We start from the raw sequence: 26,302 nt of genomic DNA on the forward strand, positions 1-26,302 counted from the left end.
GGGGGCGCCGCGGGCGGCGGTGCGCGCCAGGCGGCGCCGCCGGCGAACGGCGCCATGGCGGACGCCCTGCGGCGCGCGGGTCTGCTCGACCCGAAGAAGGGCGGGCGCTGATCCGGCGGACGCCCACCGGGACATCCGACGGCCCCGGACCCTCCGTACGACGCGGAGGGTCCGGGGCCGTCGGGCGCGAGCCGGTGCACCTTCCCGGTCACGGCCTCAGCGTTCGGTGACCTTGCCGTCGGCCACGTCGAGGCGGCGGGTGACGTGGACGGCGTCGAGCATCCGCCGGTCGTGGGTGACCAGGAGCAGGGTGCCCTCGTAGGCGTCCAGGGCCGACTCCAGCTGCTCGATGGCCGGCAGGTCGAGGTGGTTGGTGGGCTCGTCCAGGACCAGCAGGTTGACACCCCGGCCCTGGAGGAGGGCGAGGGCGGCGCGGGTGCGCTCGCCCGGGGAGAGGGTGCCGGCCGGGCGCAGCACATGGTCCGCCTTGAGGCCGAACTTGGCCAGCAGGGTGCGCACGTCGACCGGTTCGGCGTCGGGGACCGCGGCGTGGAAGGCGTCCAGCAGGGACTCCTCCCCGTGGAACAGCCCGCGGGCCTGGTCGACCTCCCCGACCAGCACGCCGGAGCCGAGGGCGGACCGCCCCGCGCTGAGGGGGACGCGGCCGAGGAGGGCGCCGAGCAGGGTCGACTTGCCCGCGCCGTTGGCGCCGGTGACCGCGACCCGGTCCGCCCAGTCGATCTGGAGGGACACCGGCCCCAGGGTGAAGCCGTCGCGGTGCACCTCGGCGTCCCGCAGGGTCGCCACGACCGCGCCCGAGCGCGGGGCCGAGGCGATCTCCATCCGCAGTTCCCACTCCTTGCGCGGCTCCTCGACGGTCTCCAGGCGCTCGATCATGCGCTGGGTCTGGCGCGCCTTGGCGGCCTGCTTCTCGCTGGCCTCGCTGCGGAACTTGCGGCCGATCTTGTCGTTGTCGCCGCCCGCCTTGCGGCGCGCGTTCTTGACGCCCTTGTCCATCCAGGAGCGCTGCATCTGGGCGCGGTCCTGGAGGGCGGCCTTCTTGTCGGCGTACTCCTCGTAGTCGTCGCGGGCGTGCCGGCGGGCCACGTCGCGCTCCTCCAGGTAGGCCGCGTACCCGCCGCCGTAGAGGTTGATCTGCCCCTGGGCGAGGTCGAGTTCGAGGACCTTGGTGACCGTGCGGGTGAGGAACTCGCGGTCGTGGCTGACGACGACGGTGCCGGCGCGCAGGCCGCTGACGAAGCGTTCGAGGCGCTCCAGGCCGTCGAGGTCGAGGTCGTTGGTGGGCTCGTCCAGGAGGAAGACGTCGTAGCGCGAGAGCAGCAGGGAGGCGAGGCCCGCGCGGGCGGCCTGGCCGCCGGACAGGGAGGTCATCGGCTGGTCCAGGCCCACGGCCAGGCCGAGGGAGTCGGCGACCTCCTCGGCCCGCTCGTCGAGGTCGGCGCCGCCCAGGCCGAGCCAGCGCTCCAGGCCGGTGGCGTACGCGTCGTCGGCGCCGGGTGCCCCGTCGACCAGGGCCTGGGTCGCCTCGTCCATGAGCCGCTGGGCCTCGGCGACGCCGGTGCGGCGGGCCAGGAACCGCCGGACGGTCTCGCCGGGGCGCCGTTCGGGCTCCTGCGGGAGGTGGCCGACGGTCGCGGACGGCGGGGACAGCCGCAGCTCGCCCTCCTCCGGCGCGGTGAGCCCGGCGAGCAGGCGCAGCAGCGTGGACTTGCCGGCGCCGTTGGCCCCGACCAGGCCGATCACGTCCCCGGGTGCCACGACCAGGTCGAGTCCGCTGAACAGGGAGCGGTCGCCATGGCCGGCGGCGAGGTTCTTGACGACGAGGGTGGCAGTCACAGCCCGCGATCCTAACGGCCGGGGCGGGCCCGGGGCACATCGGTTCACCGGGCGGCACGGTGCCCGTCGCGGTCGTCCGGGCGAGGGGCGGCAGCGCCTCGGGGCCGTTCCCCGGCGGGGACGGCGGTGACAGCCGGTTGCGGCCGGTGGCGGGGCGGGGCGGGGCGGGAGGGAAGGCGGGCCCGGCCCGGGACGAGGCGGCCGCGCGGGGCGCGCCTCCTGCCGGGCCGGGCCGTGATCAGGCGTGCTCGTGGCCCAGCGGGTCGCCCGCCACCTCGGTGCCGACGCCCGGTCCGACCTTGATGGCGAATTCGCCGTCGTACTTCTTGTGGCCCTCGATGACGGCGAGTTCCACGGCCTCGGAGCCGATCTCGTTGCGCACGATGACGGGGTCGCGGCGCAGATCGCGCATGAGGGCGAAGCACATGCCGATCATCACCAGGACGAAGGGCGCCGCGGCGAGGATCGTGAGGTTCTGCAGACCGGTGAGCGCGTCGCCCTCGCCGCTGCCGACGAGCAGCATGATGGCGGCGACGGCGCCGGTCACCACGCCCCAGAACACCACGACGAACCGGCCGGGCTCCAGAGCGCCCTTCTGCGAGAGCGTGCCCATGACGATGGAGGCGGCGTCGGCGCCGGAGACGAAGAAGATGCCGACCAGGATCATCACCAGCAGGCTGGTGGCGGTCGCGAGGGGGAACTCCTGGAGGAGGCCGAAGAGCTGGCCCTCGGCGGTGTCCTCGCCGCCGAGCCCGCCGTCGGCCTTCACCTTCATCGCCGAACCGCCGAAGACCGCGAACCAGGCGAGGCTGACCGTGCTGGGCACGAGGATGACGCCGCCGACGAACTGGCGGATGGTGCGGCCCCGGCTGATGCGGGCGATGAACATGCCGACGAAGGGCGTCCAGGAGATCCACCACGCCCAGTAGAAGACGGTCCAGCTGCTCAGCCATTCCGCGACGCCCTCGCCGCCGCTGGCCTCGGTGCGCCCGGCGAGCTGGGGGAGGTCGCCGAGGTAGGCGAAGACCGACGTGGGCAGCAGGTCCAGGACGATGACGGTGGGGCCCGCGACGAACACGAAGAGCGCGAGGACCAGCGCCAGGACCATGTTGGTGTTGGACAGCCACTGGATGCCGCGCTCGATGCCGGAGACGGCCGAGGCGACGAAGGCCAGCGTCAGTACGGCGATGATCGCGACGAGGAGCCCGGTGCTCACGCCGTCCATCCAGTTCAGCACCTGGAAGCCGGAGCCGATCTGGAGCGCGCCCAGACCGAGGGAGGCGGCGGAGCCGAAGACGGTCGCGATGATGGCGAGGATGTCGATGACCCGTCCGGCGCCGCCGTTGGCGTGCTTCTCGCCGATCAGCGGGGTGAAGACCGCGCTGATGGTCTGCCGCCTGCGCTTGCGGAAGGTGCTGTACGCGATGGCGAGGCCGACGACCGCGTAGATCGCCCACGGGTGGAGCGTCCAGTGGAACAGGGTGGTGGCCATCGCCGTCTCCATGCGCTCGCCGGAGTCGGCGGGGCCGGTGCCCGGCGGCGGGGTGGTGTAGTGCGCGAGGGGCTCGCTGACACCGTAGAACATCAGGCCGATGCCCATGCCGGCGCTGAACATCATCGCGACCCAGGAGACGGTGCGGAACTCGGGTTCCTCGCCCTCCGCGCCGAGCCGGATCCGGCCGTAGCGGCTGACGGCCAGCCACAGGGCGAAGACCACGAAGGCCGAGGCGGCCAGGATGAAGGCCCAGCCGCCGTTGCGGATGAGCCCGCCGAGCATCTTCGAGGACACGCTCTCCAGCGAGTCCGTGGCGGCCCAGCCCCAGACCACGAAGGCCACGGTGATGGCGGCGGTGACGCCGAACACCACCCGGTCGGTGCGGTGGCCGGAAAGGTCCGCCGGACCTTTCCGGCCACCTCTGTTCTTCAGATCATCGGTCATCTGCGGCGCCTTCCCCGGTCGACGGGGGATACGCCGGTTCCCCATCGTCTTCCCAGGACCTGCCACAGATCACGTCCGTTGCTCCCGTCTCAGCAGTCGGGGTCCGGCTCACCCGCGGTGAGCCGGTAGGGGGCGCGGGCGTCGAGCAGCAGCGGGACGAGCGCGCGCAGCGGCTGACGCAGCGGCACCAGTTTGCCCCGGGTGCGCACTCCGTGCAGCGCGAGCACCTCCTTGACCTGCGCGTACTGGGCGTCGGTGAGCCGGTAGCCGCAGGGCGGGTCCTGGATCACCTCGGCCGGTCCGGGCGGGTCGTTGTCGGCGCCGCCGACGTACACGGGACCGGTGTCGTTCCGGCCGGCGAGCCGGGCGGCGGTGGTCGCCCGCTCGATCCGCTCCCTGCGTACGTCGGTGAAGCGGACCAGCCCCTTCAGCGCGGCGAGCTGCGAGCCCACGCGGCGCCGCTTGTTGAGTGCGGCGTCGGCCTGTTCCGCCGCGGTGAGCGCGTCGACGCGGCTCTCGATGAGCAGCCCCGCCGCGTGCTTGACGCCCGCCGTGTTGCGCAGGATCCGCTCCTGGCCGTCGCCCGCGACCTGCCGGATCTCCTCGCCGCTCGCCGGGTCGGTCCAGATGCCGTACGTGCCCGTCGAGTGGCCGGCGGCCGCGGCGGCGGGGCGGACGTAGGAGGCGGACAGGGTGCGGGCCTCGTCGCGGACCGCGCCGTCCGTGTTGAGGTTGCGCGGCCACAGGTCGAACAGGTCCTTGTCGTAGTAGGGGGGTGTGGCGCCGTACTCGTGCAGGTCGTAGAGGACGTCGGGGCGGCGGTCGCGGACCACCGCGGCCATGGCGCGCGCCTCCGCGCTGCGCAGCGCGAGGTGGTCGCGGTTGACGTCGGTCCCCTCGCTGTTGGCCCGGGTGTCCGCGGCGCGGCCGTCCGGGTTGGCGGTGGGCACGACGAGCACGGTGGTGCGTTCCAGGAAGCGCCTGGTCGGCCGGTCCTGCGCGTAGGCCAGGTCGCGGACCGTGGACAGGCACGCCTCCCGGCCGGAGGGTTCGTCGCCGTGCTGACTGCACACCAGGAGCACCTTGTTCGCGGCGGGCCGGATGCCGATCCGCACCAGCTGGAGCGGGCGGCCCTGCGCGGTGGTGCCGATCCGGGCGACGGAGACCCGTTCGCTCGCCCGGTCGACGGCGGACAGGAACCGCTGTTCCTCGGCCGGGCCGGTCCAGCGGGCCCCGTCCGACGTCTCGAAGCCGGTGCGCGGCACGGAGTCCGCGGCGGCCGGGGCGGGCACCGCCAGGAGGGACGCGGTGAGGGCGGCGGCGGTCAGCGCGCAGGCGCCCAGGCGCGTCATCGGCCTCCCTCCGGGACCCGCTGGGCGGTGCGGGGTGCGATCGTCACGCCGTCCGGGCGGCGCGTCTCGGGGGCGAGGGCGGGCGTGCCGGAGGTGGCACGGGCGAAGGCCGCGGCGCCGCCGACGAACGGTACGCGGGCCGAGGTCCGGGCGAGGTCGAGGGTGAGGCCCGGCGTGGTCGACGGCGGGTCGATCAGGTCCCTGTCGGTGCCCGCGACGATCAGGGCGAGCCGGTGCCCGGCCCGGACGACCTGGTCGGTGGCGGCCAGATCGATGGTGATCGTGTACGGCTTGCCCGGGGTGAGCGGGACGCCCCTGCCGGGCGAGGCGTAGGTGCCGAGGTCGGCCCAGCCCCGGCTGACCACGGTCTGGCCGACGTCGGCCGTGCTCGCCCTCGTCTCCTTGAAGCAGGCGCTGTCGCCCGCGGTGCTCGCGCCCCAGCAGGTGCGCTCGGTGAGCGTGGTGATGCCCTCGCCGCTCGCCGTGTAGTCCCGGATGGTGTCGGGTCCGACGTCGACCAGGACGGCGGACAGATGGGCCGTCGAGGTGGTCGGGGTCGCGGTCACGGTGACCCGGGAGGAGCCGGACAGGCGCAGGTCGCGGCTGAGCGGACGGGTCACGAAGCCCGCCTTGTCGGGGGTCGGCCGGTCGATGTCGGCGGCCCAGTCGTTCTCGCCGCGGCGCGGGTCGTCGGTGAAGGACTCGGTGCCCCGGGCCGGGCGCAGCCCGAGGGTGCCGACACCCTCCTGGTCGCCCGGGGCGGGGCGCAGGGTGGCGGTGGAGGTGCCGCGCGGGGGCCAGACCGGGGAGGTCGTCCACTGGTCGGGGGCGCGCTCGATGTCCGCCATCGGCTCGCGGTCGATGCCGTTGTCGTAGCCGAGGAGTTCGTGGTCGAACCAGCGCTGGAGGGTGCTGACCCATGCGGCGCGGCGGAAGTCGAAGGGGTCGACGTGGCCGGTCCGGGAGAGCCAGATCTTGCGCTCCACGCCGTTCTTCGCGAGGGCGTCCCACCACTGGCCGACGTGCTTCATCCGCACGTTGAGGTCCTGCATGCCGTGGACGAGGAAGACGCTCGCCTTGACCTTGCGCGCGTCCTTGACGTAGTCGCGCTCGTTCCACAGCGGTGTCAGATCGCCGGTGCGCGGGGCTCCGTCGGCCAGCGCCTGCTGGACGGCACCGCACCGGGCGCGGGCGTCGGGGCTGTCGACGTAGTCGGAGAGCCAGTCGGGGCCGGAGTCGTACAGCGGCGCGCCCTGCTGGAAGTAGTAGTCGTACCAGGAGGAGATGGCGCTGATCGGCACGATCGTCTTCAGGCCCTCGACGCCGGTGGCGGCCACGCCGTTGGCGATGGTGCCGTCCCAGCTCTTGCCGATCATGCCGGTGCGGCCGTTGGTCCAGGTGGCTTTCGCCCGGGTGGTGCCGGTGCGGGTGGTGTACGCCCTGCCGCGGCCGTTGAGCCAGTCGACGACGGCTTTGGCGGACTGGACGTCGGAGCGTCCGCCGACGTCCACGCAGCCGTCGGAGCGGTTGGTGCCGGCGAGGTCGACGCCGACGACGGCGTAGCCCCGCGGGACGAAGTAGTTGTCGTAGAACAGCGGCATCCCGACGATGTCGCCGCCGGCGTCGTACGTCTTGCGCTGGCTCTCGTTGCCGCGCCCGCAGCAGGAGTAGTACGGGCTGGCGTCCATGATGACGGGCACCTTGCGGCCCTGCGCGGCGGGTTCGGCGGGCCGGACGATGTCGACGGCGACCCGGTCCTTCTCGCCGTCGCGGTCGAGGTCGAGTCCGGTGTCCACCCAGACGGCCTCGCGGACGGCGTCGGCGTAGGAGTAGACGGGTCTGCTCTCGCGCGGGCCGGCCTCGGCCGAGGCGGGGGCGAGGAAGGCGGCCATCAGGATGGCGGTGGCCGCGGTCGCGAGCGGTCTCCAGATCGTGAAGCGCGTGCGTTTCGGCATGGGGCGGACGCTACCCCGGGCAACTGCCGTGCAGAAGAGGGCGACTGACGGTGCGTGAGGTGCCCCGGGGCCGGTGGGCGCCCTCGGGTCGGACGCGTCCCGTGACCGCCGTCCGGGGCTCGCGCCACCGCCGTCCGGGCGGCGGTCACGGTGGGCGCGCGGGGCGACGGCCGCGGGCGGCCCCGTCCGTCACCTGGCCGGCGGGTCCCGCGGCACCCGCGGTGAGAGGTGTCACAGCGGTGGTGAGACAGCGATACTGCTGCACATGACGACCGGTACGGAGGATTCGGCCCTCACGATCGACGAGCTGGCCGCGCGGGCGGGTGTCACGGTCCGCACGGTGCGGTTCTACGGCACCAAGGGGCTGCTGCCGCCGCCGGTGATCGGTCCGCGCCGGGTCGGGCACTACGGGCGTGCGCACCTGGCCCGGCTGGAGCTGATCGAGGAGCTCCAGCGGCAGGGCATGACGCTGGCCGCCATCGAGCGCTACGTGGACCGGCTCCCGCCGGACCTGGACGCCCGCGATCTCGCGCTGCACCGGGCGGTGGTGGCGTCCTGGGCACCGGAGTCCGTCCGGTCGGTGACACGGACGGAGCTGGAGCGGCGGGCCGGGCGGGCGCTGTCCGGCGAGGACGTGGAGCGGCTGGCCGCGATGGGGGTGGTCGAGGGCGGCGGCGAGGAGTTCCGGGTCGATCCGGGGCTGCTGCGGCTCGGCGTCGGGCTGCTGGACGTGCCGCTGTCGCAGGAGGCGATCCTCGCGGCCCGGGAGGTCCTGGTCGAGCACGCGCGGACCGCCGCGCGCGAACTGGCCCTGCTGTTCCGCGGCGAGGTGTCCGAGCGGGACACGCGGGACGTGCGGTCGCTGTCGGCGTCCATGCAGCCGCTGGTGGCGCAGGCCCTGCTCACGACGTTCCAGCGGTCGCTGCGCGCGGAGCTGCGGCAGTGGCTGGGCGGTGCGTCACAGGAGGACGGGTCCCGGCCCTGACACGTCGAGGGTCTGCCCGGTCAGGAAGCCGCTGCCCCGGTCCAGGACGTACAGCAGCGTGGACACCAGGTCGGCGGGCTCCTGCGGCCGGCGCCCCGCGACCCCCTCGGCGGTGCCTCGCGGCGCGCCCGGTGTGATCGTGTTGACCGTGATGCCGTACGGCGCGAGGGCGGGGGCGAGCGCGCGGGTGAGGCCGGTGAGGCCCGCCGCCGAGGTGAGGTACGGGATGGCCGAAGGCGCCGCGGGCGGGGCGACGTTGACGATCCGGCCCCAGCCCGCCCGCTTCAGGTGCGGCAGCGCGGCCCGGGTCACCAGGTAGGGCGCCTCCAGGGTGGCCCGCACGACCCGCCGCCACTCCTCGGGCGGTGTTTCCCCGGCGGGTCCTTCCGGGTGCGTGCCCGCGCTGTTCACCACGGCGTGCAGCGTGCCGAACCGGTCGACGGCACGCTCCAGTTGGGCGCGGAGCCGGGCCTCGTCGGCGGTGTCGGCCGTCAGTTCCACGTAGTCGAGGACCTTGGCCGCGGTCTGCGGCTGGGGGCCGAGGTCGAGGCCGGCGACCCGGTAGCCGCGCCGGGCGAGCGCGACGGCGAACGCCTGCCCGAGGCCCTGTGCCGCTCCGGTCACCAGTGCGGTAGGCGTCTCCATGGGCGAAGTGTGATGACCCGTCAGCCATTGTCGCAAGAGCGCGAATTCACCCTCGGGGGGCGGCTGTCGGCCAACGCACTTGGGGAGGTCGGCTGTTGGCCGACAGGTGTGCGGTGAAAGGCCGTTGCCGGGCGAGGGGCGGGCGGCGCCCGCCCCTCGGGAGGTGCCGCCCGCCCCTCGGGGGGTGCCCGCCCCTCGGGGGGTGCCGCCCGCCGTCGGACCCGGGGTCAGCGGCTGTCGGTGAAGACCTCCCCCTTCTCGGCCTTGTCCACCAGCAGCGCGGGGGGCGTGAACCGCTCTCCGTACGTCCGCGCCAGTTCACGCGCGCGGGCCGTGAACCCGGCGACGCCGCCCTCGTAGCCGTTGACGTACTGCAGGACGCCGCCCGTCCAGCCGGGGAAGCCGATGCCGAGGATCGAGCCGATGTTGGCGTCGGCGACGGAGGTGAGGACTCCCTCCTCCAGCAGCCGGACCGTGTCCAGGGCCTCGGCGAAGAGCATGCGCTCCTGGAGGTCCCGGAAGGGGATCCGGGCGCCCTCGCGGGTGAAGTGCTCGCGCAGGCCCGGCCACAGGGCGGTGCGCCGGCCGTTCTCGTCGTAGTCGTAGAAGCCCGCGCCGCCGCTGCGGCCGGAGCGGCCGAACTCGTCGACCATGCGGTCGACGACGGCCTCCGCCGGGTGCGCGGTCCAGGTCCCGCCCGCCTCCTGGACGGCCCGCCTCGACTCGTCGCGGATCTTGCGGGGCAGCGTGAGCGTCAGCTCGTCCATCAGGGACAGCACCTTGGCGGGGTAGCCCGCCTGGGCCGCCGCCTGCTCCACCGAGGCGGGGTCGACGCCCTCGCCGACCATCGCGACGCCCTCGTTGATGAAGTGCCCGATGACGCGGGAGGTGAAGAAGCCGCGGGAGTCGTTGACGACGATCGGCGTCTTGTTGATCCGGCGGACCAGGTCGAAGGCGCGGGCCAGCGCCTCGTCGCCGGTGCGCTCGCCCTTGACGATCTCCACGAGCGGCATCTTGTCGACGGGCGAGAAGAAGTGCAGCCCGACGAAGTCGCCCTGGCGCTCGACGCCTTCGGCGAGCGCGGTGATGGGGAGCGTGGAGGTGTTGGAGCACAGCAGCGCGTCCGGCTCGACGAGGTGCTGGACCTCCTGGAAGACCTTACGCTTGAGCTCGGGGTTCTCGAAGACGGCCTCGATGACCGCGTCGCACCCGGCCACGTCCTGCGGGTCGGCGGTGGGGGTGATGCGGGCGAGCAGCGCGTCGGCCTTCTCCCGGGTCGTACGGCCCCGGGAGACCGCCTTGGCGCACAGCTGCGCGGAGAAGTCCTTGCCCTTGGCGGCCGCCTCCGGGGCCACGTCCTTCAGGACGACGTCGATGCCCGCGCGGGCGCACGCGTAGGCGATGCCCGCGCCCATCATCCCGGCGCCGAGGACAGCGACCTTGCGGACCTGGCGCGGTGCGACGCCCCGGGGCCGGCTGGCGCCGGAGTTGACGGCCTGGAGGTCGAAGAAGAACGCCTGGATCATGTTCTTGGAGATCTGGCCGGCCGCCAGCTCCACGAAGTAGCGCGCCTCGATGACCTGCGCGGTCTCGAAGTCGACCTGGGCGCCCTCGACGGCGGCGGCCAGGATGGCGCGCGGGGCCGGGTAGGGCGCGCCGCCCGTCTGCTTGCGCAGGTTGGCGGGGAAGGCGGGGAGGTTGGCCGCGAACGCGGGGTGGGCGGGCGTGCCGCCGGGGATGCGGTGGCCCGGCCGGTCCCAGGGCTGCTGCGACTCGGGGTGGGCCTCGATGAACGCCCTTGCCTTGGCGAGGAGTTCGTCCCTGCTGGTGGCGACGTCGTCGACCAGGCCGTGCTGCAGGGCGCGCCGCGGGCTGTACCGGGTGCCCTGGAGCAGCACCTTGAGCAGGGCGTCGGCGATGCCGAGCAGGCGTACGGTGCGCACCACTCCGCCGCCGCCCGGGAGCAGGCCGAGGGTGACCTCGGGGCAGCCGATCCTGGCGCCGGGCGCGTCGAGGGCGATGCGGTGGTGGCAGGCGAGGGCGATCTCGTAACCGCCGCCCAGGGCGGCGCCGTTGAGGGCGGCGACGACCGGTTTGCCGAGGGTCTCGATGCGGCGCAGCTGGCGCTTGACCGCCATGCCGCCCTCGAACAGCTCCCGCGCGGTCTCCGGGGTGACCCGGATGAGGTCGCGCAGGTCGCCGCCCGCGAAGAAGGTCTTCTTGGCGGAGGTGATGATGACGCCGCGGAGGGTGTCCTTCTCCGCCTCCAGCCGGTCCGTGACGGCGGCGAGCGAGTCGCGGAACGCCTGGTTCATGGTGTTGGCGGACTGGTTCGGGTCGTCGAGGACGAGGGTGACGACGCCGTCGCGGTCCTGTTCCCAGCGGATGGCGGTGGATCGAGTGCTCATGTGGAGGTGCTCCGTGTGATCCGTGGGGAGGGGGTCAGACGCGCTCGACGATGGTGGCGATGCCCATGCCGCCGCCCACGCACAGGGTGGCGAGGCCGTACCGCTTGTCCTGGCGCTCCAGTTCGTCGACGAGCGAGCCGAGGATGATCGCGCCGGTGGCGCCGAGCGGGTGGCCGAGGGCGATGGCGCCGCCGTTGACGTTGACCTTGTCCAGGGACAGGCCCATGTCCTTGACGAAGCGCAGGACGACCGCCGCGAACGCCTCGTTGATCTCGACGAGGTCGATGTCGTCGATGGTCAGCCCGGCCCTGGCGAGCGCCTTGCGGGTGGCGGGCGCCGGGCCGGTGAGCATGATGGTGGGCTCGGAGCCGGAGACGGCGGCGGCGACGATCCGCGCGCGGGGCGTGAGGCCGTGGCGCTCGCCGACCTCCCGGGAGCCGATCGCGACGAGGGAGGCGCCGTCGACGATGCCGGAGGAGTTCCCGGCGTGGTGGACGTGGTCGATCTTCTCGACCCAGTGGTACTTCTGCAGCGCGACGGCGTCGAAGCCGCCGAGGTCGCCGATGTCCGCGAAGGACGGCTTCAGCTTGGCGAGGGAGTCGGCGGTGGTGCCGGGGCGCAGGTGCTCGTCGTGGTCGAGGACGACGAGGCCGCTGCGGTCCCTGACGGGGACGACGGAGCGGTCGAAGCGGCCCTCCTTCCAGGCGGTGGCCGCCCGCTCCTGGGAGAGGGCGGCGTACTCGTCGACGTCGCGGCGCGAGAAGCCCTCGATGGTGGCGATGAGGTCGGCGCCGATGCCCTGGGGCACGAAGTTGGTGGCCAGGTTGGTCATCGGGTCGTTGAACCAGGCGCCGCCGTCGGAGGCCATCGGCACCCGGGACATGGACTCGACGCCGCCCGCGAGCAGCAGGTCCTCGAAGCCCGAACGGACCTTGGCGGCGGCCATGTTGACCGCTTCGAGACCGGAGGCGCAGAAGCGGTTCTCCTGGACGCCGGCGACGGTGTCCGGCAGTCCGGCGGCGAGCGCGGCGATCCGGGCGATGTCGGAGCCCTGGTCCCCGACGGGGCCGACCACGCCGAGCACGATGTCGTCGATCGCGGCCGGGTCGAGGTCCGGGAAGCGGTCGCGGAGCTCGTGGATCAGACCGACGACCAGGTCGATGGGCTTGGTGCCGTGCAAGGAGCCGCTTGCCTTGCCGCGGCCGCGCGGGGTGCGGATCGCGTCGTACACGTACGCTTCGGTGCTCACGGGGAAGCCTTTCGGTGAGGGTCAGCCCAGCAGGGAACGGCCGATGATCTCCTTCATGATCTCGGTCGTGCCGCCGTAGATGGTCTGGATGCGGCCGTCGGTGAAGGCTCTGGCGACCGGGTGTTCACTCATGTAGCCGTAGCCGCCGTGCAGTTGGAGGCAGCGGTCGGCGACGCGCTTTTGCAGTTCGGTCGCCCACCACTTGGCCATGGAGGCGTGCACGGCGTCCAGGGCGCCCTTCGCGTGGTCCTCGACGCAGCGGTCCAGGAAGGCGCGGGTCACGGCGCACTCGGTGGCCATCTCGGCGATCTCGAAGCGGATGTGCTGCTTGGCGGCCAGCGGCCGGCCGAACGCCTCGCGGTCCTTGACGTGGGTGGTGGTGATCTCCAGCAGGTGCTCGGCGGCGGCGATCGCGGCCACGGCGATGCTCAGGCGCTCCTGGGCGAGGTTCGTCATCAGGTGCGCGAAGGCGCCGTCGCGGTCGCCGAGGAGGTTCTCCGCGGGCACGCGCACGTCGTGGAAGAACAGCTCGGCCGTGTCCTGCGCCTTCTGGCCGATCTTGTCGAGGTTGCGGCCGCGCTCGAAGCCGCGCGCGCCGCGCTCGACGACGAGCAGCGACAGCCCGCGCGCCCCGCCCTCGGGGGTGGTGCGGGCCACGACGATCACCAGGTCGGCGAGGATGCCGTTGGAGATGAACGTCTTGGAGCCGTTGAGCACCCAGTGGTCGCCGCGGTCCTCGGCGCGGGTGCGGATGCCCTGGAGGTCGGAGCCGGCCCCGGGCTCGGTCATCGCGATGGCGGTGATCAGGGAGCCGTCGCAGAAGCCGGGCAGCCAGCGCCGCTTCTGCTCGTCGGTGGCGAGCGAGGTGAGGTAGGGGCCGACGATGTCGTTGTGCAGGCCGAGGGCGAGTCCGGGAGCGCCCGCGCGGGTGAACTCCTCGGCGAGGACCGCGCTGTGGCGGAAGTCGGGGCTGCCGCCGCCTCCGTACTCCTCGGGCACGGCGAAGCCGAGCAGGCCCTGCCTGCCCGCGGCGCGCCAGGCGTCGCGCGGGACGATGCCGTCCTTCTCCCACTGCGCGTAGTGGGGCAGCACCTCCCGGGCGAGGAAGGCCCGCACGCTCGCGCGGAACGCGTCGTGCTCGGGGGCGAAGATCAGCCGCTTCATTCCAGGCCCTTCAGCAGGTCGGGTACGTCCCAGTCGCGGGCGACGCCGGCGGTGTCGGCGCCCGGCCGCGCGGGGCCGGTGCGGACGGCGGTGGGGGTCGCCGAGAAGCGGGGTGCGGGGGCGGGCTGGGTGATGCCGCCGTGGCCGGTGAAGGTGCCGCGGGCGGCGAGGTGCGGGTGGTGGGGGGCCTCGCGCAGCGACAGCACGGGGGCCACGCACGCGTCGGAGCCGTCGAAGACGGCCGTCCACGCGTCCCGGGTGCGGGACCTGAAGCGGGCGGCGACCGCCTCGCGCAGGGCGTCCCAGCGGGCGGGGTCCTCACGGGCGCCGGCGAACCCCTCGACGCCGAGCAGGGTCAGGAACTCGTCGTAGAACCGCGGTTCCAGGGCGCCCACGGCCATGAAGCCGCCGTCGGCGGTCTCGTAGGTGCCGTAGTACGGGCAGCCGCCGTCCAGGAGGTTGGCGCCGCGGCGGTCCTGCCAGCGGCCGGCGGCGAGCATGCCGTGGATCATCGCGGCGAGGTGGGCGGTGCCGTCGACGATCGCGGCGTCGACGACCTGGCCGGTGCCGGTGGCGCGCGCGTGGTGGAGGGCGGCGAGGACGCCGACGACGAGGTAGAGCGAGCCGCCCGCGTAGTCGCCGACCAGGTTGGCGGGGACCGCCGGGGGCCGGCCGGGCTCGCCGGTCATGCCCAGGGTGCCGGTGAGCGCGATGTACGCGATGTCGTGGCCGGCCCGGTGGGCGAGCGGCCCTTCCTGGCCCCAGCCGGTCATCCGGCCGTAGACGAGCCGCGGGTTGCGGGCGCGGCACGCCTCGGGGCCGACGCCGAGGCGCTCGGCGACGCCGGGCCGGTTGCCCTCGATGAGGATGTCGGCGCGCGCGGCGAGGTCGAGGACGCGCGCGGGGCCGCCCGGCGACTTCAGGTCGATCACCACCGAGCGCTTGTTGCGGTTCGTGACGTCGTACGCCGTGTCGATCGCGAGCCCCGGGCCGCCGGGGCGCTCCACGCGGACCACGTCGGCGCCGAGGTCGGCGAGGAGCATGGCGGCGAACGGGCCGGGGCCGATCCCGGCCAGCTCCACCACGCGCACGCCGGTGAGCGGGCCCTGTTCCGGAGTCGTCGCCATCCTGCCCCCAGGCTTGTGACACAACTGCTGTAACACCAGTGATGCTAGGAAGTCGCCCGACCGGGCACAAGAGCAAGCGCTTAGGAAGTTACCCGCCAGAAGCCCGCGCGCGAAGCGGCCCACCGGGCGACACCGCACTCCCGCCGCACGGCCCTCGCGCTCCCGCGGGGCGGCGCGGGGGCGGACCCGCACCCCATGTCCCGCTTCTTCGTGACACGCCCGGTCACGGCCACCGCTCACCTCCGGGCTCCTCGCCGGACCGCACACCCCTCACGCTAGCCTCGGCCACCGACAACGGCGTGTGCGGGACCGAGGGGTGTCATGAGCAGGCTGAGCAGGTCGGAGCGTCCGTACGACATCGTGCTCTTCGGGGCGACGGGGTTCGTCGGGGTACTCACCGCGGAGTATCTCGCCGGGCACGCGCCCGAGGGGCTGCGCTGGGCGATCGCCGGCCGCAGCGCGGGGAGACTGGAGCGGCTGCGGGAGCGGCTGCCCGGCGGCGAGGGGATCGGCGTGCTGGAGGCGGACGCCGGCGACCCGGAGTCGGTGCGGCGGCTCGCCGGGCACGCGCGCGTGGTGGCCTCCACGGTGGGCCCGTACGTGACGTACGGCGAGGACCTGGTCGCGGCCTGCGCGGACGCCGGCACCGACTATCTGGACCTGTGCGGTGAGCCGGAGTTCGTGGACCTGATGTACGTCCGGCACGACGCCCGCGCGCGGGAGACCGGCGCACGGCTGGTGCACGCCTGCGGATTCGACTCGGTCCCGCACGACCTGGGCGCGTACTTCACCGTCCGGCGGCTCCCCGAGGGCGTGCCGCTGACGGTCGACGGATATGTGAGCGCGGACGCCGCATTCTCCGGGGGCACGTTCGCCTCGGCGCTCAACCAGTTCGCCCGGGGACCCCGCGTCCTGGCCGCCGCGCGCGACCGGGCCCGCCATGAGCCGCGCCTGATGGGGCGCCGGGCCCAGGCGCCCGCGGGCGCGCCGCGCTTCGCGGGCGAGGTGGACGCGTGGGCCCTGCCCCTGCCCACGATCGACCCGCAGATCGTGCTGCGCTCGGCACGCGCGCTCGCGCGCTATGGCCCCGACTTCCGCTACCGGCACTACGCGGCCGTGCGCCGGCTGCCCGTCGCCGTGGGCGGGGTCGCGGCCATGGGCGCGCTCGTCACGGCGGCGCAGCTGCCCCCGGCGCGGCGCTGGCTGTCCGCCCGGCTCAAGCCGGGCGAGGGCCCCGGCCCGGAGAAGCGCGCGCGGAGCTGGTTCTCGGTCCGCTTCGTCGGCGAGGGCGGCGGGCGGCGGGTCTTCACCGAGGTGGCGGGCGGCGATCCCGGGTACGGCGAGACGGCGAAGATGTTCGCCGAGTCGGCGCTCTCCCTGGCCTTCGACGACCTGCCGGAGACGGCGGGCCAGGTCACCCCGGCGGTGGCGATGGGCGACGCGCTGATCGACCGGCTGCGCGGCGCGGGCCTGACCTTCCGGGTGGCGGCGACCCGCTGAACCGATTCCGCGGCGGTCGTTCCCCCGACGGTGGAGCGACCGCCTACAGCCCCCACCCCGAGACCGTGTAGATCATCCCGGCGAGCCAGCCGATCCCGGCCAGGGTCGCGACGACCAGCGCGGCGGTCACCGCGCGCTCGACGGGGCGGCCGGGACCGGCGAGGGGCTTGGCGGAACGGTGTGTCGTCGTCATGCGCCCAGCCTGCCCCGCGCAGGCGGCGGCGGCATCCGTACGGGTACTCAGCCGGGGTACTCAGTCCGCGCGCCCGCGCCGGCGCGGGTCCCGGTGTCCTGCGACTCCCCGCACCGGATCGGACCGGCGGTCGAACAGGGGTCGCCCCTCCGTGAGCGGCCGGGGTGCGCCGCCGCACGCGCGGCCCCTCACGCCCGGGGCGCGGTCGCCGTCCTCAGGGCCCTGCGGCACAGGGCGTCCGCGCGGCGGGTCGTCTCGGGGAGGCGGTAGGCGGGGGTCAGCGCCAGGGTGTGGGCGCAGGCGCCGGACAGGGTCGTGCGGTGCCCGACCGAGACGTAGACCGGTTTGACGCCGTCGCGGGTGCGCAGGGCGCGGCCGACCTCCTCCTCGCCCGCCAGGAGCGGGCTGGACGCGCCGCGCCCGGGGCCGGGAGGGTCGCAGGTGAAGGTGAAGGGGTTCTTCGCGACGCCGATCGTCGGGAGTCCGGTGAGGACGCCCAGGTGGCTCGCGAGGCCGAAGCGCCGGGGATGGGCGAGACCGTAGCCGTCGCAGACGACCAGGCCGGGCGGGCAGGGCAGGGCGTCGAGGGCCGCGAGGACCGCGGGGATCTCGCGGAAGGCGAGCAGGCCGGGCACGTAGGGGAACGGGATCCGGCCGACCGCCGTGGCCTCGGCGACGACCTCCAGGCTCGCCGCGTCGAGCACGACGGCGGCCGCGGCGACCACGTCCCGCTCGTCGTCGTAGGCCACGTCCACGCCCGTCACCCGGCCCGTGCCGGGGGGCGGGCCCGGCTCGTCGAGCACCAGCCGCGCGCGCAGTCCGTCCTGCACGGCGCGGGCCTCTTCCTCGGTGGCGGGCCAGCCCGCGGGGATGCGTACGGTCGTCATGATGGCGTCGAGCGTACGGGCCCGCGGGGCGCGTCACGGTCCGCCGTCCGCCCCGCCTACCTGCCGAGCGCCCGCTTGAGCCGGCTCTTGTTCATGTCCGAACGCCCGTGCACATCGCGCCTCCTGGCCTCCTCGTAGAGCTGGTCGTAGGTGGGGCCCTGGGGGCCCTTGCCGGACCGCTCGCCGCCGCGCCGCCCCGAGGACTCGTCCTGGAGGGAGACACGGCCGGCCGTCCTGGACTCACCGGCCCGCGCGCGCTCCTTGTTCACGGTCCGCGCCGCGATCTCCTCGGCGCGGTCGGTGCTCTCGCCCCGGTCCAGGGCGCTCTTCCTGATGTGTTCGTACTGGCGTTCACGCTTGGCGTGGGAACCGGCCGGCATGTGCGCCACTCCTTTCACGGGCTCCGCTCACTGGGTCGGGGCCCGGGTACCCGTGTCGCGGCCGCTCACCTCTCCGGCCGTGCGACCCGGCCCTCCCCCGCCGCCCGGCACGTCCGGTCGGGCGCGCGGTCCACGGTGCCGTACGGCCCGGTGTCCACCTCGGCGCGGCAGGTCCTCGCGGCCCGGCAGGACACCTGCCCCCTCCCGAGCGGATGGACGGTGACAGAGGTCACTCACCCCCGGGGTGCACGGAATGGCTGATTCCGTCGTCTCTTCCCTTGCCCGGACGTCTCCGCCCGGACGTTCGTTCGTCCCGCCGTCACGAGGGAGCAGGCGTTGTCCACCGTCATCGAGCAGCCCGTCGAGGCCCGTCTCGTCGCCGCCGCACCGCGGATGCCGAGCATTCCCGCGACCCTCCACTACGACCGCCGCGACCCGTTCGCCGTGCGGATGACCTTCCCCGCCCCGGCCACCCTGGAGGGCGTGGAGGTCTGCTGGACCTTCAGCCGGGAGCTGCTGCTGTCCGGCCTGGAGGGACCCGAGGGCCACGGCGACGTCCGCGTGCGGCCCTACGGCTACGACCGCACGGTCCTGGAGTTCCACGCCCCGGAGGGCACCGCGGTCGTCCACATCCGCTCGGGCGAGGTCCGCCGCTTCCTGCGGGCCACCCACGACCTGGTGCCCCTCGGCCTGGAGCACCTCCACCTCGACCTGGACCACGACCTGGCCGAGCTGATGCGGGACGCCCGCTGAGGGTCCCGGCCGCGTGCCGGGGCCCTCGGCTCGCGGACGCCGCCGCGGGCGGAGCCCGACGGCGTTCCGGCCGCGCGCCGGGGCCGGCGGGCCGTTCCGGGGTCCGCCGCCCCCCTCGCCCGGCGCCGAGGCCGGGATCAATCACGTTGACACCCCCGCGCACCGCTCCTACGGTGGACGATGTCCTGTTGCCGCCGATTGGAGAAGGACGTTGCTCGTCTGAGGTCCTGAGACACCGCGCCGCACCCCGGTGGTGTGTGCGCAGCGTGCGACCTCGGCGTTCGAGCCGTCCTCACGGAACAGGGCTTTTCCCTCTGCCCGGGACCCCCGCGCCCGTGGTCGCCGGTGTCTCGATACGCGTTTGCCCCTGATCGTTTTCGAGCAACCGCGGAGGGCACCCCGTGCCTACATCCATCAGCTGTACCTCCCTCGCCTTCTCCTGGCCCGACGGCTCGCCCCTCTTCGAGGGTCTGGACGTCACCTTCGGTCCCGGCAGGACCGGACTCGTCGGCGTCAACGGGTCGGGGAAATCAACCCTGTTGAAACTCATCGCGGGTGAACTCACCCCGGCCGAAGGCGTCGTGCGCGTCTCGGGCGAGGTCGGCCACCTCCCGCAGAACATCACCCTGGACACCGGCCTGCGGATCGACGAGGCCCTCGGCATCGCCGCCAAGCGCGCCGCACTGCACGCCATCGAGGCCGGTGACGTGGCCGAGGAGCACTTCGAGACCCTCGGCGACGACTGGGACGTGGAGGAGCGCGCGCTCGCCATGCTCGGCCAACTCGGCCTCGGGCACATCGGGTTGGACCGCACGGCCGGCGAGGTGTCGGGCGGTGAGTCGGTGCTGCTGCGGCTGGCCGCGCTGCTGCTGCGCCGGCCGGACGTCCTGCTCCTCGACGAGCCCACCAACAACCTCGACCTGTACGCGCGCCGGCGCCTCCACGAGGCCGTCGCGTCCTGGCCCGGGGTCATGGTGGTGGTCAGCCACGACCGTGAACTCCTCGATCTGGTCGACCAGATCGCCGATCTGCGGGCGGGCGAGGTCACCTGGTTCGGCGGCAACTACTCGGCCTACGAGGTGGCGCTCACCGCCGAGCAGGACGCCGCGGAGCGCATGGTGCGCGTCGCCGAGGCCGACCTGCGCAAACAGAAGCGCGAACTGGTCGACGCCCAGGTCAAACTGGCCCGGCGCAAGCGCTACGGCCAGAAGATGTCCGAGCAGAAGCGCGAACCGAAGATCGTCATGGGGCTGCGCAAGCGCGCGGCCCAGGAGTCCGCCGGCAAGCACCGCATCCTGCACGAGGGACGGCTCGCCGAGGCCCGGGAGCGGCTGGACGAGGCCGTGGACGCCGTGCGGGACGACGACGAGATCCGTGTCGACCTGCCGTACACGGCCGTACCACCGGGCCGGAGCGTGCTCACGCTGCGGGATCTGGAACTGGCCCACGGCACGCGGGTGAGCGGCGGTCTCGATCTGCACGGCCCGGAGCGGATCGCGCTGATCGGACGCAACGGCGCGGGCAAGACGACGCTGTTGCGGACGATCGCGGGTGAACTGGACCCGGTGGCGGGCGAGGTGACGGTCCATGTGCCGCTGCGCTTCCTGCCGCAGCGGCTCGACGTCCTCGACGGCGCGCTGTCGGTCGCCGAGAACGTGGCCCGCTTCGCGCCGGGCGCCACCGACAACCGGATCCGGGCACGGCTGGCCCGCTTCCTGTTCCGGGGCGCCCGCGCCGACCAGCAGGCGGCGACCCTGTCCGGCGGCGAGCGCTTCCGGGCGGCACTGGCGGCGCTGATGCTGGCGGAGCCCGCGCCGCAGCTGCTGATGCTGGACGAACCGACGAACAACCTGGACATGGCGAGCGTGCGGCAGCTCACCACGGCCCTGGAGTCGTACGAGGGGGCGCTGATCGTGGCCGGCCACGACCTGCCGTTCCTGGAGTCGATCGGCATCACGCGCTGGCTGCTGGTGCGGGACGGGGAACTGGAGGAGACCACGCCGGAGGCCGTCGGGTAGGCGGTCCGGTGCCCCAGGCGCGTGCCCGCCGGTCCGCCGGCGGGCACGCGGCCGGACAGGACGGCCGGCCGGGTGCGCGTCGGCGGGCCCGGCACGCACCCGGCGCCGCACAGGACCGGATGGCCGACCGGGAGCACGGCGGGTGTCACGGCGGGTGTCACGGCGGTGGCCGCGCGGTCGCCGTAGGACGCCCGCGGGGCCTGCCGCGGCTCCGCGGCCGCTTCGCCGCGGAGCGTCTCAGGAGGGGCACAGCCCGGACGCGGGGGTTTTGCGCGGGGCGACCGGCCCTGCATGATGGCGACTCGGTTCCCCGTGCGCACGGGGGCGCCGCGCACCCGCCGCCGATCCGGAGATCCCGTCGTGCCCAGCAAGAAGGCCCTCGTCCGCCGCCCCGGCCCCCGTCTGGCCGAAGGGCTGGTGACGCACATCGAGCGGGAGAAGGTCGACGCCGACCTCGCCGTCGAGCAGTGGGAGGCGTACGCGGAGGCGCTGCGCACGCACGGCTGGGAGACCGTCGAGGTGGACCCGGCCGACGACTGCCCCGACGCGGTGTTCGTCGAGGACACGGTCGTCCTGTACCGCAATGTCGCGCTGATCACCCGGCCGGGCGCCGAGTCCCGGCGCGGGGAGACGGAGGGCGTGGAGGAGGCGGTGGCCTCCCTCGGCTGCTCGGTGAACTGGGTCTGGGAGCCGGGGACCCTGGACGGCGGCGACGTGCTGAAGATCGGCGACACGGTCTACGTCGGCCGGGGCGGCCGGACCAACGCCGCCGGGGTCCAGCAGCTGCGGGCCGTGTTCGAGCCGCTCGGCGCGCGGATCGTCGCCGTTCCCGTCAGCAAGGTGCTGCATCTGAAGTCGGCGGTCACCGCCCTGCCCGACGGTACGGTCCTCGGCCGTATCCCCCAGCTGGACGCCCCGTCGCTGTTCCCGCGCTTCCTGCCGGTGCCGGAGGAGTCCGGGGCGCACGTGGTGCTGCTCGGCGGCGGCAGGCTGCTCATGGCGGCGAGCGCGCCGAAGACGGCGGACCTCCTCGCCGACCTCGGCCACGAGCCCGTCCTGGTCGACATCAGCGAGTTCGAGAAGCTCGAAGGATGTGTGACGTGCCTCTCGGTCCGGCTGCGGGAGCTGTACGCCTGACGGCCGGCCGCCGCCCCCCGTCGGCCCCGGGACCTGCGGCTCCCGGGGCCGTACCGAGCCCGGCGGACTCCCCGGTGAACACCGGCTGATCAGCGATCCTTACACTCCTCTTAACCTACGGCTTCGTAACCTACGGGTTCGTAGCCTACGATCCCGTAGGTTCCGGCAATCCGCTCGCCGGACCGATCCGCTCAGTTGCGCGTCCCCCTGGAGTTCCCGTGACGATCACCTCCCCGCACCTCGGCAGCCCCGCCGGCTGGACCGATGCCCGGCTGCTGTACGCACTGGAGGAAGTGGTCGAGAAGGAGCTGAACCGCCATCTGACGGTGGCCAAGGACTGGATGCCGCACGAGTACGTGCCGTGGACCGACGGCCGCAACTTCCCCGGCATCTTCGAGGACGGCGAGGCGTGGGGCAAGGAGCAGTCCAAGGTCACGGAGATCGGCCGGATCGCGCTGATCGTGAACCTCCTGACCGAGGACAACCTCCCCAGCTACCACCACGAGATCGCCTCGCTCTTCGGCCGGGACGGCGCCTGGGGCACCTGGGTGCACCGCTGGACCGCCGAGGAGGGCCGGCACGGCATCGTGATGCGCGACTACCTGCTCACCTCGCGCGCGGTGGACCCGGACAAGCTGGAGCAGTTCCGCATGTCCCACATGAGCGAGGGCTTCGAGTCGGACAACCGGCACTCGATGCTCCACTCGATCGCCTACGTCGCCTTCCAGGAGCTCGCGACCCGCATCTCGCACCGTAACACCGGCCACCAGTCCGGTGACCCCGTCTGCGACCGGATGCTGTCGCGCATCGCGACCGACGAGAACCTCCACATGGTCTTCTACCGCAACCTGCTGAAGGCCGCCTTCGAGCTCGCCCCCGACCTGACGATGCAGGCCGTGCGGGACGTCGTGGTCAACTTCCGCATGCCCGGCCACGGCATCCCCGGATTCGAGCGCGCCGCCGCCCAGATGGCCATCGGCGAGGTCTACAACATGCGCATCCACCACGACGACGTCCTGCAGCCCGTCCTGCGCTTCCTGAAGATCATGGAGATCGACGGGCTGGGCCCGGAGGGCCTCAGGGCCCAGGAGGAGCTCGGTCTGTTCATGGGCGGCCTGGACAGCGAGGCCCTGAAGTTCGACGAGAAGCTGGCGGCCCGCAAGGCCCGTATGGCGGCCCGCGCCGGCGGCTGACAGGCACCGCACCCCCGACCGACGGCCGGTCCGCTCCCGTGCGGGCCGGCCGTCGGCGTGCCCCGGGGCGCGCCGCTCAGCGGGCGGCGGTGCGCCGCAGTGCCAGGCGCTCCTTCTCCGACAGCCCGCCCCAGACGCCGAACCGCTCGTCGTGCTCCAGTGCGTGGTCCAGGCAGGCCGGGCGGATCGGGCACATGGCGCAGATGCGCTTCGCCTCGCGTACGGAGCTGCCCGGCTCGGGGAAGAAGAAGTCCGCCCCCGTCTGCGCGCACAACGCCTGCTCCTGCCAGGCCAGGTCGGGTGCGGTGACCGTGGTGATCGTGTCGATGTGCATGCGCAGGATCGTGCCGGTCGGCGAAAAACGTTCGATCAACGCGGACTCAACGCCGCGTCACGAGGCCGCCGGCCGCCTCGATGGTCCTCCCGCGCACGGCACGGCGCACGGCGGCGCGCGGACCCGGGCGGGAACCGGGGAGCCGTTGCGCTCACGGACTGTGGCGGGCGGGCCCGTCCGGCTGGACGGTGTTCCGGCGGCGTCCGGCGGCGGCCGGTGCGAGACTCGGCAGTGCAGACAGCGGGACCCCTGCGAGGAGGGCCACGATGCTCACCACCCGTTTCGTGACCGGCGCGCCGAACTGGATCGACGTGGGCACCCCGGACATCGAGGGCGCCGTGGCGTTCTACGCCGGTCTGTTCGGCTGGCGCTTCCAGCCGCGCGGACCCGAGACCGGCGGGTACGGCCTCTTCCAGCTCGGCGGGAGGACGGTGGCCGGCGGTATGCGGACCACGCGGGAGCAGGGCCCGCCGTCCTGGACGGTGTACTTCCAGGTGCCGGACGCCGAGGCCGCGGCGAGGGCCGCCGAGGAGGCGCACGGGTCGGTGCTGGCGCGGCCGGCGGACGTGCTCGACATGGGCCGGACGGCCGTCCTGGCCGACAGGGCGGGGGTGGGCTTCGGGCTGTGGCAGCCGGGCGCCACGGAGGGCCTGGACGTGGCCGGGGAGCCGGGCTCGCTGCGCTGGCTGGAGCTGTACACGCCGGACGTGCCGGCCGCGGCCGGTTTCTACCACGCGACGCTCGGCCTGGAGACCTTCGCCCTGGACTTCTACGGCGGCACGTACACCACGTTCAGTCCGGCGGGACAGGGCGAGGGCGGCATGTTCGGCGGGGTCGTCGACAGGAGCGACGATCCGGCGGAGGCCGGGCAGGCGCCGTACTGGCTGCCGTACTTCGAGGTCGCGGACACCGACACGACGGCCGCGATGGCGCGGGAGCTGGGCGGCACGGTGCGGGTCGCGCCGACCGACCTCCCGGACGTCGGCCGCGTCGCCAAGCTGACCGACCCCTTCGGCGCCCGCTTCGCGGTGATCAGGAGCACGCCGAGGAGCTGATCCGGGGAGCGGAGAGGCCCCGCGGACAGCCGGCGGCACGGCCCGCGGTCCGCGGTCCGCGGTCCGGACGGGTGCCCGCCGGGGTGGCGTCGGCGTGGTGCGGGGCCCAGCAGGGCGTGTTTCGAAAGGAGCGTCGTCCGCCCGCAGGGCGGGCCCGGCGGCGTCTGGTGCGTGCGATCGCAAGGCGGAGGGTCACCCCACATACTGAATGTATCGGGGTGACCCCGACAACGCGGCGAGCGTGCGTGCCAGGCGCCGCCGGGCAGGCGGGACTTTCGAAACCCGCCCTAGGCCGAGGCCCGGCGCACCAGTGTGGTGGGGAGCACCACGCTGGAGGGGGTCCCGCCGACGCGCTCCTCGGCGGCGCGCGGGTCGAGTTCGCGCAGCAGCAGGCGGGCCATCAGCCGGCCCATCTCCTCGATGTCCTGGCGGACGGTCGTCAGGGGCGGCTCGGTCTGCTCCGCCACCGGCAGGATGTCGTCGAACCCCACGACGGCGACGTCGTCGGGCACGCGCCGCCCCGATTCGCGCAGCACCCGCAGGGCACCCGCGGCGGTGAGGTCGTTGGCGGCGAACACGGCGTCCACGTCCGGGCGGCGGGCGAGCAGTTCGCGCATCGCGCGCTCCCCGCCGGCCGGTGTGAAGTCGCTCTCCACGATCAGCCTCGGGTCGGCGTCGACCATGACGTCACGGTAGCCGTCGAGCCGGTCCACCGCCGACGTCTGGTCCAGGGCGCCCGTGATGTGCGCGATGCGGCTGCGGCCGAGGCCCGCGAGATGGCGTACGGCGTCACGCGCGCCGCCCCGGTTGTCGACGTCGACGTAGAGGACGCCGCGCTGGTCGCCGTTCCAGTCGGGGCGGCCGCCGAAGACGGCCGGGATGCCGGCGCTGCGGATCAGCTTGGGCAGCGGGTCGTCGAGGTGCAGCGAGAAGACGAGGGCGCCGTCGACGTGTCCGCCGGCGAGGTAGCGGCCGACCCGGGCGTGGTCGTCGCGGCCCTCGGTCAGGAGCAGTACCAACTGGTTGTCGTGGGCGGTCAGTTCCTTGCTGATGCCGCGCAACTGGCGGGCGAAGAAAGGGTCGGCGAAGACCCGGGCCTCCGGTTCGGCGACGACGACGGCGATGGCGTCGTGGCGCCGGGTCACCAGGCTGCGGGCGGCCTGGTTGGGGACGTAGCCGAGTTCGTCCACCGCCTTGCGGACCCGCTCGGCGAGCCGCTCCCTGACCCCGTCGCCGCCGTTGACCACGCGGGAGACGGTGGCCCGCGAGACCCCGGCCCGTGCGGCCACGGCCTCCAGGGTGGGGCGCGGGGCGGTGTCGGTCACGTCGGGGCTCCTCGTCGGCGGGTTTCCGATCAGGATAGCCCTCGCGCGGCGGGCGGTGAGAGCGCTCTCGACGACCCGGCCCGGCCCCCGGGCCCGGTACCCGCGGGCCGGCGGCGGACCGCGACGCCGCCGCCGGTTCCGCGGCGGGCGGCGTCGGCCCGTCGGGGAGCGGCGTCCGGTGCGTGCTCCGGGCGTGCCGGCCTTCAGCCCCTGGTCCTGGACGTACTCGGGCCTTCGGCAGGCGGCAACAGGGCGCGCCGGGTGTCAGAGCGGGGCGCACGTCGCCTGCCGCGGCGCTACGTCCCCGGCTCCTTCGGCGCGGCCTTCCTGGCGCGGCTCGGCTGCACCCGGGTGGGCTCGCCCGGCATCTTCGGGTATTCGGGCGGATAGGGCAGATCGCCGAGGCCGTGGTCGCGTTCGTCCTTGGCGGCGAGGTCGAGCAGCGCGTCCAGCGAGTACCGCGTGGCGTCCATGTCCGCGTGCACGTCGCCTAGTTCGGCGTAGCGCCGGGGCATGGTGACGATGTCGAAGTCGCGCGGGTGGGCGACGCCCACCTCGTCCCAGCGCAGGGGGGCCGAGACGGGGGCGTGGGGGCGCGGGCGCACGGAGTAGGCGGAGGCGATGGTGCGGTCGCGGGCCGTCTGGTTGTAGTCGACGAAGATGCGCTCTCCCCGCTCCTCCTTCCACCACCTGATCGTCACCTGCTGCGGCATACGGCGCTCCAGCTCCCGCCCGACCGCGATGGCGGCCCGCCGGACCTGGGTGAAGGTCCAGCGCGGCTCGATCGGCACGAAGACGTGCAGTCCGCGTCCGCCGGAGGTCTTGGGCCAGCCTGTCAGCCCGCCG

General features: G+C 73.9%; 22 protein-coding genes. 7 read left to right on the forward strand and 15 right to left on the reverse strand.

Annotated elements, in window-relative coordinates; genetic code table 11:
- Positions 1-216: 216 nt before the first annotated feature.
- From SZN_RS21550 to SZN_RS21565, 4 genes are all read right to left on the reverse strand, one after another.
- Positions 217-1,857 (reverse strand): ABC-F family ATP-binding cassette domain-containing protein, encoded by a 1,641-nt coding sequence (locus SZN_RS21550; RefSeq protein ID WP_007498544.1) that lies wholly within the window; start codon positions 1,855-1,857, stop codon positions 217-219.
- A gap of 238 nt (positions 1,858-2,095) precedes the next feature.
- Positions 2,096-3,796, reverse strand: a complete 1,701-nt coding sequence (locus SZN_RS21555) for a BCCT family transporter (protein ID WP_007498546.1) — start codon at positions 3,794-3,796, stop codon at positions 2,096-2,098.
- Between the two features lie 89 nt (positions 3,797-3,885).
- Complete coding sequence (locus SZN_RS21560) at positions 3,886-5,148, reverse strand: M14 family metallopeptidase (RefSeq protein WP_007498547.1); 1,263 nt, start codon at positions 5,146-5,148, stop codon at positions 3,886-3,888.
- Positions 5,145-7,103, reverse strand: coding sequence for a Xaa-Pro dipeptidyl-peptidase (locus tag SZN_RS21565; protein WP_007498549.1), 1,959 nt, complete (start codon positions 7,101-7,103; stop codon positions 5,145-5,147). Before SZN_RS21565 ends, SZN_RS21560 begins: the two co-directional genes overlap by 4 nt.
- 265 nt (positions 7,104-7,368) lie before the next feature.
- Between SZN_RS21565 and SZN_RS21570 the strand changes: the two genes are divergently transcribed.
- Positions 7,369-8,088, forward strand: a complete 720-nt coding sequence (locus SZN_RS21570; RefSeq protein WP_007498551.1) for a MerR family transcriptional regulator — start codon at positions 7,369-7,371, stop codon at positions 8,086-8,088.
- Here the strand turns inward: SZN_RS21570 and SZN_RS21575 are convergent.
- The 5 genes from SZN_RS21575 to SZN_RS21595 all read right to left on the reverse strand — a co-directional run bounded on the left by SZN_RS21575 (position 8,062) and on the right by SZN_RS21595 (position 14,681).
- A complete protein-coding gene (locus tag SZN_RS21575) occupies positions 8,062-8,733 on the reverse strand; it encodes an SDR family NAD(P)-dependent oxidoreductase (RefSeq protein ID WP_043732263.1) in 672 nt (223 codons plus the stop codon). The genes SZN_RS21570 and SZN_RS21575 overlap by 27 nt on opposite strands.
- A gap of 227 nt (positions 8,734-8,960) precedes the next feature.
- A complete protein-coding gene (locus SZN_RS21580; RefSeq protein WP_007498555.1) occupies positions 8,961-11,141 on the reverse strand; it encodes a 3-hydroxyacyl-CoA dehydrogenase NAD-binding domain-containing protein in 2,181 nt (726 codons plus the stop codon).
- 34 nt (positions 11,142-11,175) lie between these two features.
- Positions 11,176-12,390: an acetyl-CoA C-acetyltransferase gene (locus SZN_RS21585; RefSeq protein WP_007498557.1), complete on the reverse strand. Its 1,215-nt coding sequence runs from the start codon at positions 12,388-12,390 to the stop codon at positions 11,176-11,178.
- 21 nt (positions 12,391-12,411) lie between these two features.
- Complete coding sequence (locus tag SZN_RS21590) at positions 12,412-13,554, reverse strand: acyl-CoA dehydrogenase family protein (RefSeq protein WP_007498559.1); 1,143 nt, start codon at positions 13,552-13,554, stop codon at positions 12,412-12,414.
- Positions 13,551-14,681 (reverse strand): CaiB/BaiF CoA transferase family protein, encoded by a 1,131-nt coding sequence (locus SZN_RS21595; protein ID WP_007498561.1) that lies wholly within the window; start codon positions 14,679-14,681, stop codon positions 13,551-13,553. Before SZN_RS21595 ends, SZN_RS21590 begins: the two co-directional genes overlap by 4 nt.
- Positions 14,682-15,002: 321 nt before the next feature.
- Here SZN_RS21595 and SZN_RS21600 point away from each other — a divergent pair, with 321 nt between their 5' ends.
- A complete protein-coding gene (locus tag SZN_RS21600; RefSeq protein ID WP_007498563.1) occupies positions 15,003-16,181 on the forward strand; it encodes a saccharopine dehydrogenase family protein in 1,179 nt (392 codons plus the stop codon).
- 43 nt (positions 16,182-16,224) lie between these two features.
- Here the strand turns inward: SZN_RS21600 and mmpA are convergent, their stop codons facing one another.
- From mmpA to SZN_RS21610, 3 genes are all read right to left on the reverse strand, one after another.
- Complete coding sequence (gene mmpA, locus SZN_RS41510; RefSeq protein ID WP_007498565.1) at positions 16,225-16,374, reverse strand: morphogenic membrane protein MmpA; 150 nt, start codon at positions 16,372-16,374, stop codon at positions 16,225-16,227.
- Between the two features lie 188 nt (positions 16,375-16,562).
- Positions 16,563-17,261, reverse strand: a complete 699-nt coding sequence (locus SZN_RS21605; protein ID WP_007498567.1) for an endonuclease V — start codon at positions 17,259-17,261, stop codon at positions 16,563-16,565.
- Positions 17,262-17,317: 56 nt separating this feature from the next.
- Entirely contained in the window at positions 17,318-17,641 is a 324-nt protein-coding gene (locus SZN_RS21610) for a hypothetical protein (RefSeq protein WP_007498569.1), read from the reverse strand.
- Between the two features lie 336 nt (positions 17,642-17,977).
- Here SZN_RS21610 and ssgD point away from each other — a divergent pair, with 336 nt between their 5' ends.
- The 4 genes from ssgD (at position 17,978) to SZN_RS21630 (ending at position 22,742) form a co-directional block, all read left to right on the forward strand.
- The gene (gene ssgD / locus SZN_RS21615) at positions 17,978-18,394 is read left to right on the forward strand and encodes a spore wall synthesis regulator SsgD (RefSeq protein WP_007498572.1); all 417 of its coding nucleotides are present in this window, start codon (positions 17,978-17,980) and stop codon (positions 18,392-18,394) included.
- 401 nt (positions 18,395-18,795) lie between these two features.
- On the forward strand, positions 18,796-20,412 hold the full coding sequence (locus SZN_RS21620) for an ABC-F family ATP-binding cassette domain-containing protein (RefSeq protein ID WP_007498573.1): 1,617 nt from the start codon (positions 18,796-18,798) through the stop codon (positions 20,410-20,412).
- Between the two features lie 360 nt (positions 20,413-20,772).
- On the forward strand, positions 20,773-21,549 hold the full coding sequence (gene ddaH, locus SZN_RS21625; protein ID WP_007498574.1) for a dimethylargininase: 777 nt from the start codon (positions 20,773-20,775) through the stop codon (positions 21,547-21,549).
- Positions 21,550-21,767: 218 nt separating this feature from the next.
- Positions 21,768-22,742, forward strand: a complete 975-nt coding sequence (locus SZN_RS21630; RefSeq protein WP_007498575.1) for an acyl-ACP desaturase — start codon at positions 21,768-21,770, stop codon at positions 22,740-22,742.
- A gap of 76 nt (positions 22,743-22,818) precedes the next feature.
- Here the strand turns inward: SZN_RS21630 and SZN_RS21635 are convergent, their stop codons facing one another.
- A complete protein-coding gene (locus tag SZN_RS21635) occupies positions 22,819-23,076 on the reverse strand; it encodes a WhiB family transcriptional regulator (RefSeq protein ID WP_007498576.1) in 258 nt (85 codons plus the stop codon).
- Between the two features lie 266 nt (positions 23,077-23,342).
- Here SZN_RS21635 and SZN_RS21640 point away from each other — a divergent pair, with 266 nt between their 5' ends.
- Positions 23,343-24,131 (forward strand): VOC family protein, encoded by a 789-nt coding sequence (locus tag SZN_RS21640; RefSeq protein WP_007498577.1) that lies wholly within the window; start codon positions 23,343-23,345, stop codon positions 24,129-24,131.
- Positions 24,132-24,418: 287 nt separating this feature from the next.
- Here the strand turns inward: SZN_RS21640 and SZN_RS21645 are convergent, their stop codons facing one another.
- Positions 24,419-25,456, reverse strand: a complete 1,038-nt coding sequence (locus SZN_RS21645; RefSeq protein WP_007498578.1) for a LacI family DNA-binding transcriptional regulator — start codon at positions 25,454-25,456, stop codon at positions 24,419-24,421.
- 296 nt (positions 25,457-25,752) lie between these two features.
- Positions 25,753-26,302: non-homologous end-joining DNA ligase LigD (ligD, locus tag SZN_RS21650; RefSeq protein ID WP_007498579.1), on the reverse strand; the 550-nt coding region annotated here is incomplete at its 5' end.

It is taken from the genome of Streptomyces zinciresistens K42, assembly GCF_000225525.1.
In the GTDB taxonomy this organism is placed as follows: domain Bacteria; phylum Actinomycetota; class Actinomycetes; order Streptomycetales; family Streptomycetaceae; genus Streptomyces; species Streptomyces zinciresistens.

What these genes read in the sequence shown, in the direction of transcription:
- SZN_RS21605 (WP_007498567.1), bottom strand. Translation starts at nt 17,261, where the DNA reads ATGACGACCGTACGCATCCCCGCGGGCTGGCCCGCCACCGAGGAAGAG.
- SZN_RS21570 (WP_007498551.1), top strand. Translation starts at nt 7,369, where the DNA reads ATGACGACCGGTACGGAGGATTCGGCCCTCACGATCGACGAGCTGGCC.
- SZN_RS21555 (WP_007498546.1), bottom strand. Translation starts at nt 3,796, where the DNA reads ATGACCGATGATCTGAAGAACAGAGGTGGCCGGAAAGGTCCGGCGGAC.
- SZN_RS21610 (WP_007498569.1), bottom strand. Translation starts at nt 17,641, where the DNA reads ATGCCGGCCGGTTCCCACGCCAAGCGTGAACGCCAGTACGAACACATC.
- SZN_RS21590 (WP_007498559.1), bottom strand. Translation starts at nt 13,554, where the DNA reads ATGAAGCGGCTGATCTTCGCCCCCGAGCACGACGCGTTCCGCGCGAGC.
- SZN_RS21575 (WP_043732263.1), bottom strand. Translation starts at nt 8,733, where the DNA reads ATGGAGACGCCTACCGCACTGGTGACCGGAGCGGCACAGGGCCTCGGG.
- SZN_RS21580 (WP_007498555.1), bottom strand. Translation starts at nt 11,141, where the DNA reads ATGAGCACTCGATCCACCGCCATCCGCTGGGAACAGGACCGCGACGGC.
- mmpA (WP_007498565.1), bottom strand. Translation starts at nt 16,374, where the DNA reads ATGACGACGACACACCGTTCCGCCAAGCCCCTCGCCGGTCCCGGCCGC.
- SZN_RS21565 (WP_007498549.1), bottom strand. Translation starts at nt 7,103, where the DNA reads ATGCCGAAACGCACGCGCTTCACGATCTGGAGACCGCTCGCGACCGCG.
- SZN_RS21600 (WP_007498563.1), top strand. Translation starts at nt 15,003, where the DNA reads ATGAGCAGGCTGAGCAGGTCGGAGCGTCCGTACGACATCGTGCTCTTC.
- SZN_RS21635 (WP_007498576.1), bottom strand. Translation starts at nt 23,076, where the DNA reads ATGCACATCGACACGATCACCACGGTCACCGCACCCGACCTGGCCTGG.
- SZN_RS21640 (WP_007498577.1), top strand. Translation starts at nt 23,343, where the DNA reads ATGCTCACCACCCGTTTCGTGACCGGCGCGCCGAACTGGATCGACGTG.
- SZN_RS21595 (WP_007498561.1), bottom strand. Translation starts at nt 14,681, where the DNA reads ATGGCGACGACTCCGGAACAGGGCCCGCTCACCGGCGTGCGCGTGGTG.
- SZN_RS21560 (WP_007498547.1), bottom strand. Translation starts at nt 5,148, where the DNA reads ATGACGCGCCTGGGCGCCTGCGCGCTGACCGCCGCCGCCCTCACCGCG.